This is a genomic window from Sphingobacterium hungaricum, assembly GCF_015210005.1.
Taxonomy (GTDB): Bacteria; Bacteroidota; Bacteroidia; order Sphingobacteriales; family Sphingobacteriaceae; genus Sphingobacterium; species Sphingobacterium hungaricum.
This window is the reverse complement of the sequence record NZ_MU158697.1, coordinates 192,257-207,670: the sequence shown is the minus strand read 5'-3', so window position 1 is coordinate 207,670 and position 15,414 is coordinate 192,257. Positions and strand designations below refer to the sequence as shown.

The 15,414-nt window shown below is 37.2% G+C and carries 9 protein-coding genes; 7 read left to right on the top strand and 2 right to left on the bottom strand.

The genetic code is table 11. The annotated features are described in order from the left end of the window. The first annotated feature begins 136 nt into the window (after positions 1-136). From C4F49_RS00810 to C4F49_RS00780, 7 genes are all read left to right on the top strand, one after another. Entirely contained in the window at positions 137-3,178 is a 3,042-nt protein-coding gene (locus C4F49_RS00810; RefSeq protein WP_196933931.1) for a SusC/RagA family TonB-linked outer membrane protein, read from the top strand. A 10-nt stretch (positions 3,179-3,188) separates the two neighbouring features. Beyond that, positions 3,189-4,814, top strand: a complete 1,626-nt coding sequence (locus C4F49_RS00805; RefSeq protein ID WP_196933930.1) for a RagB/SusD family nutrient uptake outer membrane protein — start codon at positions 3,189-3,191, stop codon at positions 4,812-4,814. Positions 4,815-5,159: 345 nt separating this feature from the next. Then, a complete protein-coding gene (locus tag C4F49_RS00800) occupies positions 5,160-8,282 on the top strand; it encodes a SusC/RagA family TonB-linked outer membrane protein (RefSeq protein WP_196933929.1) in 3,123 nt (1,040 codons plus the stop codon). A gap of 12 nt (positions 8,283-8,294) precedes the next feature. Then, positions 8,295-9,929 (top strand): RagB/SusD family nutrient uptake outer membrane protein, encoded by a 1,635-nt coding sequence (locus C4F49_RS00795; RefSeq protein ID WP_196933928.1) that lies wholly within the window; start codon positions 8,295-8,297, stop codon positions 9,927-9,929. 19 nt (positions 9,930-9,948) lie between these two features. Then, entirely contained in the window at positions 9,949-11,094 is a 1,146-nt protein-coding gene (locus tag C4F49_RS00790) for a SusE domain-containing protein (RefSeq protein WP_196933927.1), read from the top strand. 21 nt (positions 11,095-11,115) lie between these two features. After that, the gene (locus C4F49_RS00785; RefSeq protein WP_196933926.1) at positions 11,116-12,234 is read left to right on the top strand and encodes a glycoside hydrolase family 76 protein; all 1,119 of its coding nucleotides are present in this window, start codon (positions 11,116-11,118) and stop codon (positions 12,232-12,234) included. A gap of 77 nt (positions 12,235-12,311) precedes the next feature. Further along, positions 12,312-13,484, top strand: coding sequence for a glycoside hydrolase family 76 protein (locus C4F49_RS00780; RefSeq protein WP_196933925.1), 1,173 nt, complete (start codon positions 12,312-12,314; stop codon positions 13,482-13,484). A 65-nt stretch (positions 13,485-13,549) separates the two neighbouring features. On the opposite strand, the gene C4F49_RS00775 is transcribed toward C4F49_RS00780, so the two are convergent. Then, positions 13,550-14,395, bottom strand: coding sequence for a ChaN family lipoprotein (locus C4F49_RS00775; RefSeq protein ID WP_196933924.1), 846 nt, complete (start codon positions 14,393-14,395; stop codon positions 13,550-13,552). Position 14,396: 1 nt separating this feature from the next. Then, positions 14,397-15,407 (bottom strand): hemin-degrading factor, encoded by a 1,011-nt coding sequence (locus C4F49_RS00770; RefSeq protein WP_196933923.1) that lies wholly within the window; start codon positions 15,405-15,407, stop codon positions 14,397-14,399. Positions 15,408-15,414: the final 7 nt, after the last annotated feature.

The window sequence follows — 15,414 nt, the reverse complement described above, 5'->3', positions numbered from 1 at the left end:
CGAAATATATTTTAATAACTTCGAGATTGAGAATTCAGGAGATTGCATATTTATCGACTACTATAAACTGTTAATAAAACGATTTAGCATTAATCTTTTACAAACTTAAAACGACTAAAACTAAACTAATACGTATATGATCAAAAACTACTTTTGCATCCGGAAGAGCAAGCGCATGCTTTTTTGGGTCTTGCCAACTTTTTTACTTTCAGGTAATCAAGTTTTCGCAAAAAGCAATTTTCTCGAAGGAAAACCAACAAGCTCACAACAAGCAAAACAAGAAACAGTTACTGGTAAAGTTACCGATTCGTCAACTGGCGGATTTATTGTCGGTGCGACAATCCAAGTGAAAGATTCCGATGTCAGTACCCAGACTGATGTGTTGGGAGCATTTACAATTCAAGCAAAAACAGGTGACGTACTTGTCGTCAATTATATTGGATACACGACGAGAGAAATTCCAGTAACTGCAAGCACCGTTGATATCTCTTTAGTAAGTTCACAAGAAGCTATAGACGAAGTCGTTGTAATGGGATACGGTTCGCAAAGAAGAAGCGAAGTAACTTCAGCAGTTGCTTCTGTAAAAGAAAAAGATTTTAATCAGGGAGGAATGCGTAGCCCGATGGATTTGATCCAGGGTAAAGTTGCCGGTTTAAATGTAACAAGAACTCAAGGAAGCAATCCAAATTCTGGAACAAGCATTCAGCTTCGCGGTATGGCTTCTCTTTCTGGTGGCAACTCTCCTTTAATCGTTATCGATGGTATCCCCGGAGGGAGTCTGGATTTAATCAAGCAAGGAGACATCGAATCGTTTGATGTGCTGAAAGATGGTTCTGCGGCTGCGATCTATGGTACTCGCGGTAACGGAGGTGTTATCTTGATTACGACTAAAAAAGGTAAAGCTGGAGTATCTCAATTTGATTATCAAACTTATGGACAGCGCGAGTTTGTAGACAGAAGACCGACTATGCTTTCTGCTGATCAATTCAGAAGCTATGTTGTCGAGGGCCAGAACAAGCCGGATTTAGATTTGGGAGCTTCAACAGATTTGTATGATGAACTAATCAATAAAGATAATTTCTCTCATTTCCATAATTTCTCAGCGAGTGGTGGTGGAGAAAATTCAACATACAGAGCTTCGATAAATTATGAAGATGCACAAGGTATAGCTAAGCAAAATGGCAGAGAGCAATTTGGTGGACGGTTAAACTTTACGCAAACTGGATTGCAAGATCGCTTGACGTTTGCAACAAATATTGCGGCAAACTTTAACAAAGCCAATTTACTAGGTGGAAAAACGGAGTATTTTGAACAAGCTATTCAACGCAACCCGACTGCAGCTATTTACAATCCTGATGGAACATTTTTAGAAACTCAAGGATATAATAATTTTAATCCATTAGCTCGATTGGAAAACAGAATTGAAGAGAGAGATCAATCTACATTTTCAGGGGATGCACGTTTAAAATTGCAGATCATCGAACCGTTGAGCATTTCAGCTTTCGGATCGTACTTAAGAAATCAGTACAATGACCGCCAATACAGATCAATCAACGATTGGGACCAAAGACCAAATTCGGATTATCAAGGAATGGCTTATGCTTACAAAGGCAATCATTTAACTTGGTCTCAAACATTTGAAACGACAATTGATTATAACAAAACATTCAATGAAAAGCATAATTTAACTGGATTATTAGGCTATAGTTACCAATACAATGCATTGGAATCATTTGATATGTCCAATAATGGATTTACAAATGATGCGTTTTTGGATTGGAATATGGGAGCTGGAACAGCATTAACGAATGACCAGTTACCAAGACCAGGAATGAACTCTTTCAAAGAAGACAATAAACTAATTGCTTTCTTTGGACGTGTAAACTATAATTACGACGACCGCTATTTCATTAGTGCTATTATGAGAAGAGAAGGCTCAACTCGTTTCGGTACAAATAATAAATGGGGTAATTTCCCAGCAATTTCAGCAGGTTGGACAATAACTAACGAAGAGTTTTTTACAAACAAAAACATCGTTAACAACTTAAGGTTAAGAGCAGGTTATGGTGTAACAGGAAATCAAGGGGTAAATAATGGTGAAGATGGTTTTTCTAATTACCAATCGTTAATCTTATTAGGAACTGGTGGTGTTTATCCTCAGAATGGTGTTTATTACCAAACTTATGGACCTTCAACTAATCCTAACCCAGATTTAAAATGGGAACAAAAAGCTGAAACAAACCTTGGTGTGGATTTCGGGTTATTCAATAACAGATTGACCGGTGCGTTGGATTTTTATATTCGCAAAACAACGGATATCTTATATAATTATGTTGCTCAGCAACCAGCATACGTAGCTTCAAATATTTGGTTTAATGTTGGTGAAGTTGATAATAGAGGTGTTGAACTTCAATTATCAGGTATCCCAATTAGAAAAGAGCATTTCCAATGGAATGTAGATTTTACGGGTAATTATCAAAAAAACAAATTGGTAACCATGTCCAATGATCGCTTTAGAAGTGATTTCTTAGAATTTGGCGGATTGCCTTCTCCAGGTAATTTAGGTAACGCGATTCGTTTAGAAGAAGGCGGAGAAGTGGGCTCGTTTTACGGTAAACGCTTTGCTGGATTCGATGATGAAGGAAAATGGTTGTTTTTCAAAGCTGATGGATCTACAGCTTACGCTGGTGAAATCAATGAAAACGATTTAACCTATATCGGAAATGGGGTTCCTAAATTCCAAGCTTCTTTATCGAATAGATTCTCTTACAAAGGTTTTGATTTAACGGTATTCTTACGCGGTAAATTTAAATATGATATCTTAAATACTGCAGATATGTTTTTTGGGAATCAAAAATGGTTGCCTAATAATGTATTCGAAAGTGCTTTTACTTCTAATGCTGGCATTAATGATGATCCTCAATTCTCTGATTACTATTTAGAAAATGGATCGTTTGTGAAATTGGACAACATTACGTTAGGATACAATTTTAATTTAAAAACGAATTATGTACGCAACATGTATGTATTCTTAACGGCGAGAAATATAGCAACATTTACTAGTTATTCAGGCTTAGATCCAGAGTTACAGGATACAGGATTCGATTCAGGAATTGATGGACGTGGATTTTATCCGCGCACTCAATCATGGTCTGTAGGTTTAAATATTGGATTCTAAAAAAACTATCATGAAAAAATTAAATATATTATCATTTCTTACATCAATTTGTGTTCTATTGATTGTCTCAGCTAGTTGTACGAATCTAGATGAATCAATTTATAGTCAGATAAAAAGTGAAAATTTTTACAAAAATAAATTAGAAGTCAACCAAGCTGCTTTGCGCCCCTTTACGCATATGCAGGCATGGTTAGCTCCTACAGGAAACAACGGTCATTATTACCATTCTGAATTGAGTTCTGACCAAATTGCTTGGCCTCAAAAGGGTCGCCATGGTTATGATGGGGGAGATCATTTTAGACAACATTACCACACCTGGACAAGTAACGAATCTCGTATGAGGGGTGGATGGTCTTTAATGTGGACTGGTGTTGGATATGTCAATAATGCAATTGCTGATATTTCAGCATTGAATGTTGAAGAGATTGGAATGACTGAAGAGGAAAGAACAGAAGTAGTCAATCAGTTAAAAGTCCTGAGAGCATTTCATTACTTGAAGATAATGGATTTATGGGGGAATGTTCCTATCGCAACAGCAGTTGCGGATCCAGTTAATCCAGAGACAAAGTCTCGGGCAGAAGTTTTCGATTTTGTGAAGACTGAGTTGGAAGAGAATGTTCCAACGCTACCTTTAACAACTTCTGCTAATATTGGACAGATTTCACAAGCGGCTGGATACGCTATGCTTGCAGAACTGTATTTAAATGCAGAAAAATGGGTTGGTACGGCGATGTGGGATGAATGTATAGCTGCATCAGATAAAATTATTTCTGGAGAAGCCGGCGGAATAGGTGGTGCTCCATCCTTATCTCCTGATATTAACTCCTTGTATAGCAATACGAATTCTGCAAACCCAGAGTCATTATTTCAGTTTCAATTCAGCAGAAAAGCTGGCTTTACTTTCGATTGGGGTGGCTTTTACATGGGCTATGATAATATTAAGGATGTTTTAAAAGTTGGATACGGTGGCTGGAATGCATTTGTTGTGATCCCTACGGCATTCGATGCCTATGCAGAAAATGACCTTCGGAAAAAAGATTGGTTTTTATTCGGTCCTCAATATAAATTTGGAACGACAACACCAGTTTTAGGGACGGAAGAATATGATGGAAAACCATTTGTATATGTCAATAGCATCAGACGTGAATCGGAAGGTGATTTAACTTCTGAAGGTAGCATGGCAGAAGGAGAAGAAAATTCTGGAGCACGTTTCAACAAGTATAAATCTGGAACTCTTGATGATGCGAATTATCAAGAAAACGATTATATTATTTACCGATTGACAGAAATTTATTTCAATAAAGCGGAAGCTATTATGAGAAAAAATGGCGGTAGCGCAAATGCTGAAGCAGTGACTTTAATCAATGATTCAAGGAAGCGTTCGTTTTCTGCAGCAGATTGGCCTGCGGCACAATATAACACATCGACTTTAACTTTAGATGAATTATTAGCAGAGCGCGGACGTGAATTTATTTTTGAAGGTAAGCGTAGAACAGATTTGATCCGCTTTGGTAAATTTACTACAGCGGCATGGTGGGATCATGTACCAACCAACGATCCAAACAGAGAGTTGTATGCAATTCCTCTAAATCAATTGTCAATTAATCCTAATTTAAAACAAAATCCAGGGTATTAATTACTCAGCAATACGAAAGTTTCTTTTTATCAAATCCTCCAATGAAAATTGGGGGATTTTTATTTTTTCGAAGAACACATACCCTACTTTTTTGACCCAATGTTAGATTATCGGAACTTAAAATTATTTGTAATAAGTTGAATTTTAATTAATAAAATATAATTTTAAGACTTTTATTTTAGCCATGTTTTTAGTATATTTTTAATAATTCGTTATCATTAAATTAATATTTTTAAAATTATATTTTTTTTCTTCAAGAATTTAAATATATATTTGAACCTAATAATTCGATTTAGCTATTTTAATAGTAAAATCGGATTACCCAAAAATAAACCTTGTTTTCGTATGTTAAGAAAGAATAACTTTTTTTTACTTAGTTGCGTACTATTGTTTCCTAGTTCAGCAATTTTTGCTAAACCGGTTTCGCCTTTAGGGAAGTTCAACCTAAATTCGGATCGCTTGCAAACAGCTATCCGTGGAAAGATTACGGATGATGCTGGAAATCCCATTGTCGGAGCAACAATTAAACTCAAATCATCAACGACCGTCATTGTTTCGGGAGTCGATGGTGCATTTACAATCAATGCTAACCTTGGTGATGTCTTAGAAATCAGCTATGTCGGTTATCAGACGGCTGAATTTCCTATTACTAGCGCGTCACCCACATTTACTTTACAATCTAGTTCGGAAGAATTGGATGAAGTTATCGTCATTGGTTACGGAACAACAACACGCCGTTCTGTCGTAGGTGCTGTGGATCAAATCAGTTCCAAAGCGATCGAGAATCGCCCTGTCGGAAACGTGACACAAGCTTTGCAGGGAGCTTCACCAAGTTTGAATATCCAGCAACGCAGCATGGATCCAAATGCCAATACCATGAATATCAATATCCGCGGTATTTCTACTATGAATTACAATGGACCATTGATTGTTATTGATGGCCTTGTTTCAGAAAACGAAAGCTTGAATAAGCTAAATCCTGCTGATATAGAAAGCGTTTCTGTATTAAAAGATGCGGGTACTGCAGCGATTTATGGTTCAAGATCTGCAAATGGAGTACTTCTTGTTACGACTAAAAGAGGACAAAAAAACCAAAAACCTAGAGTTTCGGTTAATTCTCAAGTTGGTCTTCAAGATCCTACAATATTATACAGACCAGTAGCAGGATATCAGAATGCAACATTAAAGAATTTAGCTTTAACAAATATTGGGCAGAACCCACAGTTTACGCCTAGTGAAATTCAAGATTTGTACGACAACCAGTCTATTGAACGTTGGAATTACGATGAAATCTTGCAGAGTGCTCTTCAGCAAAATCACAACATAACTATAGCTGGAGGAAGTGAAAGCACAACTTATTTATTTTCGGGTGGTTTTTATGGACAAGAGAGTAATTTTGTCGGTGATAATTTTGGTGTTCAACGCTACAATTTAAGATCCAATATCAGTTCGGAGTTTGGCATATTTAAGTTGAATTCAATATTGGCTTATTCGCGCAATAATTCAAGATCAACGACAGCGGCAAATGCCATTATTAACTCGTCAAGAATTCCTTCATACTACTATTATGGCATGCAAGCTGATAACGGTAAGTATTTAGTCAATAATGCTTTAACCGATCAAAATCCTTTGGCTGAATTGCGTGAAGGCGGTTATCAAAAAGGCGATAATGACTATTTTAATGTTAATTTGGGTTTGGAAGCCAAACTAATGGATGGCTTAAAGTTGAAAGGAGTATTCGGCGCCGATATTCGTGCAGACCACCGTTTTATCCGCAGAATCCAAGTGCCTTTGTACGCAAATGCGGATGCACTAAAACCTCTGGTTTTCGTTAATTCAACTCGCGGCTCTGAAGATTTTAATGAGAAGGCTTATCTGCTAAATTATCAGCTACTATTAGATTATAACAAGACGTTTGGTAAACATACCGTTAGTGGTTTGTTTGGCGGAACAAATGAATCTTTTACTCGCACACAAAATGAACTTAAGCTTAGATTTACCGATCCAATTTTAGGGACTCCAACAACGGGGACGGAAGTGGATGTGAACGGAAGTTCAATTACACCTCAGAGGACATTAGAGAAAAGCATTACTTCGTTGTTTGGTCGAGTAGGCTATTCGTATGCAGATAAATATTTTGGAGAAGCAAGTTTTCGCTACGATGGTTCCTCTCGTTTCGCACAAGGTTATCGCTGGGGATTCTTCCCATCGGTATCATTAGGATGGAGAGTTTCGGAAGAGGATTTCCTAAGTGTTTACAAAGAGAATGTAGGTGATTTCAAGATTCGTGGATCTTATGGTATACTGGGTAATCAGGAAATTGATGACTACCAGTATTTAACAACTTATGAATCTATAACAAATATTTATGGATTTAATAATTCGGGAACTTCTGGAGCAGGCTTTAGGTATGGCGACCCATCTTTGCGCTGGGAAAGTACTTATAATTTTAACATAGGTTTTGATGCTACATTTTTAAACAATAGCCTAACAGCTAGCTTTGATTACTTCAATAAAAAAACTGTTGATATTTTGTTAGTACCAGTTACTCCATTAGTTTTCGGAACTACATTAAGTGACATGAATATTGGCGAAATGCAAAATCAAGGTTGGGAACTTGTTTTGTCGTATCGCTTAAAAACCGGAGAGTTTAATCATAATTTTTCTGGAAATATTGGTGATTCCCATAATAAGGTGCTAAATTTTAATGGCAGAGAAGAAATTTCAACTGCGGATAACATTACGAAAATCACGCGCGCTGGTTTGCCTTTCAAATCGTACTATGGCTATAGAACTGATGGATATTTCCAAAATATGCAAGAGCTGGAAACAGCAGCGCTTCCAGTAGGTTTGACTTCGACAGATTTGAGACCAGGTGACGTAAAATATGTGGATAGAAATGAAGACGGCATTATTGATTCTAGAGATCGTTACGTTTTAGGAAACGGATTCCCAAGATATACGTTTGGATTTACCTATGATGTAGCTTACAAAGGTTTTGATTTTAGCATGTTCTGGCAAGGTGTTGGAAAACGTGATATGATGGTTCGTGGAGAATTAATTGAGCCATTTCATGAAAACTATTCCTTTGCAATTTATCAGCATCAATTAGATTATTGGACACCAACCAATGTCGGAGCGCGTTATCCTCGATTAACTGCCGCAGGATCCGCTTCAACAACAAACAACTATCAAAAAGATTCTGATGTATTTCTTTTCGATGGTAAATATGCAAGACTAAAAAACATCCAATTAGGATACAGTTTGCCTACAGGAATGGTTAACAAGATTGGCTTGCAAAAAGTTCGTGCATTTGTTAATGCGCAAAACTTATTCACATTAAGCCTAAATTCTTGGATAGACCCAGAATCTTCCGAATTCGACAGCAATATGGGAGGGTCAGCAAATAGCGCTAGAAATTATCCAACATTAAAGTATTACGGTTTTGGGCTTGATATTCAATTTTAATAAAATTTAAGTATGACACAGTATAAATATTTCTACTTATTTCTAATTTTTACAGCGACTAGTATCTTAAGCTGTAATACGTTAGACCCCATCCCCACCGATCGATTTACCGATGAAACATTTTGGCAGTCGTTCGAAAATTCAGAATTGATCGTTAACATGGCTTATAACCAAATGTATTCTGCAGATAAGATGTGGAATGATGAAGCTTTAAGCGATAACATTTATGAGGGAAGATCAAACACAGACCAGCGCGCCATTCGAAATGGTATAGCTGATCCATCTTTAGGACGTTTTGCAGATGAATGGAAACAAGCCTACGAAGGATTGAAAACATGTCATGTTTACCTTGCGAATGTGGATAGAGTTCCAGAAATGGATCCAGCAGTTAAAGAAAGCAGGATTGCTGAAATCCGTTTTATACGCGCATTTATCTACTTCCGTTTGGTCAATTTTTACGGCGATGTTCCATTCTTTACAAAGGATATCACTTTAGAGGAAAGCTATACGGTTAGCCGGACTCCAAAAGCAACCATATTGGATTTTATTCATACCGAGTTGAATGAGATTTCAACACTATTGCCTAGCCGCAATGGCAGACCAGCAACAGAAAATGGACGGATTACAAAAGGAGCAGCGGAAGCATTTCAAGCGAGAGCCTATTTGTATGAGAGCAATTGGAATAAAGTTGTTGAGCATACTGAAAATCTAATAAATGAGCAAGGAACCTATGGTGCGTATAATCTATTCGGTACTTATGCAGGATTATTTGCCGCAGCGAATGAATATAATCAAGAAGTAATTTTAGATTATGGTTATGTGCCTTCGTTGAAAATGTGGGGTAAGTTATACGATGCTGCGCCTCTATCAGCCGGAGCTCGATTAAATGCATACGCGCCTCTTCAAAGTTTAGTTGATAATTACATTACGCTAAACGGATTGGCAATTGCGAATGATGCAAGTTATAACGATAACAATCCTTACGTAAACAGAGATCCTAGATTGGCGGCGACGGTTGTTTTTCACGGCGGGCAATGGCAAAATTTTGGAGGTAACACTTCAACTATTTACATTAGACCGGGAACTGGAAGTAACCAAACAGAACGCATGGATTTATATGTTGGACCAAGCGCAAATTCAACTTCCACTGGTTATTACGTTAAAAAATATTATGACGTCACGGCAACTCAAGAGTATCAAACTGGGCTCAATATTATTATGTTCCGATATGCAGATATCTTGTTAATGTATGCTGAAGCGAAGAACGAATTGGCTAAATTATCCAATGAAGATTGGGATCTCACCGTTCGCGCATTGCGTCAGCGTGCAGGATTTACGAATGCAAATGCATTAAATTATCCATCAACAGCATCGCAAGATCAACTAAGGACACTTATCAGAAATGAAAGAAGAAGTGAACTAGCACTAGAAGGTTTGCGCTATTACGATATCATACGTTGGAAAGCAGGATCTACTTACTTGAACAGTGAAGTGAACGGTGCGAAATTCGCGAATGGAAATACTGCCTATATCCGTTTGGATACAAGAAGATTTGATGAAAATAGAGATTATCTGTGGTCGGTTCCACGATCTCAGATGGATATCAACAAAAACTTATTACCTAATAATCCTGGTTACGCTAATTAATTTATAAAATATAGAAATTATGAAAAAGTTATTCAATATTGTTATTTGTTCACTTGCCTTTGTGTTGCTCTATTCTTGCAAGACAGACAACATGAACTACAGTGATGCTGAAGTTACAGCAGTTACAGCCCTTTATTCGCCAACAGAAAATGCAGCCGTTAAATTAGTGAGTGCGAGTTCAGCTTCGTTATTTTTCGAATGGGAACCAGCTAAAACGCAAGATAGTGGAGCAGCATTGTACGAATTGGTTTTTGACAAAGTAGGTGGCGATTTTTCTAAACCGATTTACAAAATCACATCAAATAACAATGGATATTTGTCCAATGCGACGATAACACACAAAACACTGAACACAATTGCTACCATTTCAGGTGTAAACCCTGGCGAATCGGGCGATGTCATTTGGACGGTTGTGGCATCTCGAGGATTAAACCAAGTTGTGAGCAAAGAAGTTCGTAAATTAAACATCACTAGTTTGGAAGGTTTTGCAGAGGTTCCGAATGAACTATACATTACTGGAGAAGGTTCTGAAACGGGAACAGATCAAGCGGCGAGTTTACCATTCAAGCAAACATCTCCAGGCGAGTTTGAAATCTATACAAAATTAGAGGCAGGCAAAGATTATTCGTTTATTGACCGTAAGTCGGGAACACCAAGATTTTTCTATACGGATGATCAAGTGAAATTGAAAGAAGGTACTGAAGAGAATGGCATTCGAGTCACTAAAACTGGGGTGTACAAAATTAACCTAGATTTTAATGTTGCTACGATTTCATCGAGCGAAATTACTAAAGTGGGATTGTGGTTTTCTCCAGAAAACAAAGTGTTGTTCGACCTTCCTTACGCAGGCAAAGGAGTGTTCAAAGGAACAGGCGTAGTCACTTTCAGACAAGAAAGCTGGGGAAGAGATCAACGGTACAAATTCCAGTTCGAAAAGATTGAAAACAATGTAACTTCTGTTGGACAATTTGGAACCAAAGTAGCTTCTGATAATCCACCCAATGCAAGTTCTGATCCATCCTATTACTACATTAAAGTGTTAGCTAACGTAACCCAATGGGATGATAAATGGAAGTTTATTGACGCAGTTGATAGAAAATCAACGACGATTTCGATCATTCTTCAAGGGGATAAAGAATACACACATACTGTACAGGTTAACTAGATTTAAAGAAAAGGAACTAGTATGAGAAAATTACTGATTTTTGCGATTTTGATCACAGGGTTTTATTCCTGTGACAAAATCGAAGACGAATACATGTACGATGATTCCATATCAGAATCATGGGAAAGCATTGCTGATAAAACGAGCGACAAACTTATCGAGGAGTTTTGGAATTCCAGCGGTTACTTTAATTACGGCAGCAATGAGTCTGATTTAGGATTTCAATATTGGCCTAATGCGCATGCAATGGATGCGGTTATTGATGCCTACATAAGAACAAATGACGCAAAATATAGCGCGTATTTCACACCTTGGTTCGAAGGAATTAAAGTCAAAAATGGCGGAAATTACTACAACGAGTTTTATGACGATATGGAATGGAATGCATTGACTTTTTTAAGAATGTATGAAATCACCAAAGAAGAAAAATACATGACTGCAGTTAATGTGCTGTGGGAAGATATTATTAAGGCATGGAACGAGGAGTTTGCTGGTGGGGGATTGGCTTGGAAAAAAGATCAACTGTATAGTAAAAATGCATGTTCAAATGGCCCAGCAAGCATTTTGGCGGCTCGTTTATACCAACTGACGAAAGATCAAAAATATTTAGATTGGACGCTAAAAATTTATAATTGGCAGAAAAATACGTTATATGATCAAGCGACGGGCGCTGTTTTCGACAATATCGACGGAAGAACAGATGTGCTGAATCGAGTTGCATTGACCTACAACCAAGGGACATTTTTAGGAACTGCTGTTGAATTGTACCGAATTACAGGCGATGTAATCTATTTAAATGATGCTCAAAAAATCGCTAACTATACCATTACAAAATGTATTGATGCCAGCAACAATGTGTTAAGAGATGAAGGAAATGGCGATGGTGCATTGTTTAAGGGAATCTTCATTCGGTACTTCGTAGATTATTTATCGCTTGAAGAAATCAATCCATTGTACAAGAATAAATTTGAGAATTTCTTGATCAATAATGGTAAAGTAGCATGGACAAGAGGCAATGATAACAACGTGTTATTATTCGGCTCATCTTGGGGAACTGTTCCTGTAGGAAATACGCAATTGACTTCGCAGACTAGTGCAGCGATGTTATTCGAAGGATTAGTTCGTTTCTCAAATTTCTAAACAAACGTAACAAAACTATTATTTTACTTTATTACCTGGGTTTTTTCAAAAAATCCAGGTATTTTAATTAAAAAAAGATGAAAAACTACCTAACCATTCTCTGTGTATTGATTGCAACCCTTTCGCAGGTGCAGGCGCAAACGAATAAGAATCTACAGCGAGCTTCTTCAACTATTGATTCGATCTACAAATATTTTTCTATTGCTGATAGCAAATTGTTGAGAGAGCAATATCCTTTTAAAGATGATTATGTAGCTGGATATCTAGGAGGTGGCGAAAATTCTAAAAAGTCTAATCCTTATTCTTATTTATGGCCATATTCAGGATCCTTTTCGGCACAGGTTGCGATTTACGGATCTTCCAAAAATAGCCAAGTGAAAAAGGAAATTGATGAAACGGTATTGACCGGTTTACAGGCTTATTACGACAAACGCATTCCGGCAGGATATGCATCTTATGTTAATTCCGCTCCTGAATCTGATCGTTTTTATGATGACAATGTATGGTTAGGAATTGATTATACCGACCTTTATTTATTGACAAAAGACAAGCAATATTTAGATAAAGCGATTGAAATCTGGAAGTTTGTAGAAAGTGGAATGGACGATAAATTAGGCGGTGGAATTTATTGGTGCGAACAGCGTAAGGAATCTAAAAATACCTGTTCAAATGCTCCAGCTATCGTGTATCTGGCAAAATTGTATGAAGCGACGAAAGATAAAGCTTATCTGAAATTAGCAACTGACTTATATACTTGGACGCAGAAAAACTTGTTGGATACTTCTGATCATTTATATTTTGATAACATCAATCTGAATGGAAAAGTCGACAAAAGAAAATATCCTTACAATTCCGGACAGATGATTCAAGCGGGTGCACTTTTGTATAAAATCACTAAGCAAAAGCAGTATTTAACCGATGCGCAAAATGTCGCAAAAGGTTCGTTCGATTATTTCTTCCATGATTACAAGCAACCATCGACAGGTAAAACAATCAAACTGTTAAAGACAAGCGACAACTGGTTTATCGCAGTTATGATGCGCGGGTTTGTAGAATTATATGAGGTCGATAAAAACAAAACTTATGTTGATGGATTCAAAGCCAATCTGGATTATGCATGGGACAATATGAGAGAAAAAAATGGCCTATTCAATAAGGATTGGACCGGAGAAAATAAGAAAGAAACAAAATGGCTGTTAGATCAATTTGCCTTAGCAGAAATGTACGGTAAGATCTCAACGATTAAATAGAAATCAATACCTATTAATTTCTTAAAATCCTCCAAGTTTTTCTTGGAGGATTTTTTTTGCTTAGGCTATTTGACCTTTTCAGGAACACAGATAATATAATCTGCTAAGCCTTTATTTTCGGACGAAAGGTTTTCTAAATCAGATTGTTCAACTGTTGTAATAACAAAAATTTTATCATCAGCAATTTTGGGCTTTAAGTAGGAGATAATTCCTTCCCATTTATTTGTATGGTATGCACCATTTAAATGCAGAAAAATGGAATTTGGTTGTGAATATGTATAGATTCGTTCGGCCATTGTCGCATCTTTTACAGCTTGCGAAGCAACCATGTTATCACCATTGTGTCCAGGGATCATGTTCTTCATTTCCTTATAAGAAGATAAGGTTGTGTCGACAGCAATCGGAAGTTTCGGAAAATATTTTTTTCCTTCGTCAGAAACATTTTCTAAAATTTGAATGCCTTGATGATACACCGCATTGGCGTATCTTCTCGGAATATTTGTTGCCACCAAAGTTAATCCGTTTGCCTTTGCGAATTCCAAAATCGGTTTGTAATCTGTTGCATAATTTGACCAAATACGCGCCTCCGATTCAAAACTCTTTTGATTGATTCTACCAGAAAAATATTCATCAATAATCAATTGTGTATCGGACTCAAACATTTCCATCCCAATCAACAAATTCTTTTGATGCTGTTTAAATAGCTGTTCTGTCAATTGCAATTGCAATGCGTGAGCAACGGCATTATCGTGCAATTCACCGAAGAAAATATGCGATTTCTGATCCGTTGATTTTACTAAATCTTTAAAGGTCTTTTTATTTCCATCTTTATCAAAAATGCTGTACGCTTCCTGAGCGAGAGCAATGTTCAACGAACAAACAACGATTAAGATATACTGAACGAATTTCATGTTAGTTTTCTAAAGTTTGAATAATGCCTCGCCAATCTTCCCTCTCCGGAATATTTGGTTTGCGTTTCCCGAAAAATTGCACTATCAGATTTCCTTCTTTGTCATAGGCTTCAACGCTGTGCACCAATCCAAGGTCGGTAGGTTTTTTAACAATCCACAAACTTTCGATGGCTTCATCACGCAAGTGCATATTAAATTCTTCATCCAGAATATTTATCCACGGTCCAGTTCTAACAATCTTTTTTGCTTTTCCCGTATGGATTTGAATCATGTTTTTGTTTCCGATAAAAATCATGATCTCAGCATCTGAATCAGAGATTGTATTTAGCAATTTTTCAACGTCGGCCACTGGAATCTGAATGGCATGATTTGCTGGCGCAAGTCGCATGGATTGGCGACGCGAAACTGCGTGTTTTTTCAAAATACCAAAGAAATTATGTGTATCCGTCAAGCCTAACCATTCTTTCTGGAAACTTTCCACATCGATTTCGTTATCTGGAGTTTCTTCTACAACTGCCTTCGGATTCGAATCGATGGAAAGTTCGATCGCTGGATCTGCTTTGAATTGATCGATGAAAAGTTGGTAAGCTTGTTCGTCGCTTTTTTCGGTTAAATAAATCTTATGGATAGCTTCGCCGCGCGTGTCAAAGAACTGAATGCTTTTGCGGTTGTTTTCGTTTACGGCAAATGCATATTTCCAATTGTACATAAATAAGCGCAAATCAATGTCCGGGTTGACCACAAGCCCAACATGTGCATTGAACGTTGCTTTCGTATAGGTTCCTTTGCGCTCATGGACAGCATCTTCATTTCTCGTCAATGCCATAACATAACCGAAATCCTTTATTTGTTTCAACATTCCTTCAATATCTGAATTCAAAAGAATGTTATCCGGGTTTGTAGCGACTAGTTCTGCTTCGCTAACGCCCAAAGTTTTCGCTGCGTCACGAATACGGACTTTAGGGTTCTCAAGTTTGAACGTATCGTAATTTTCTTTTAAAGTAGTTTCCATAGTATAA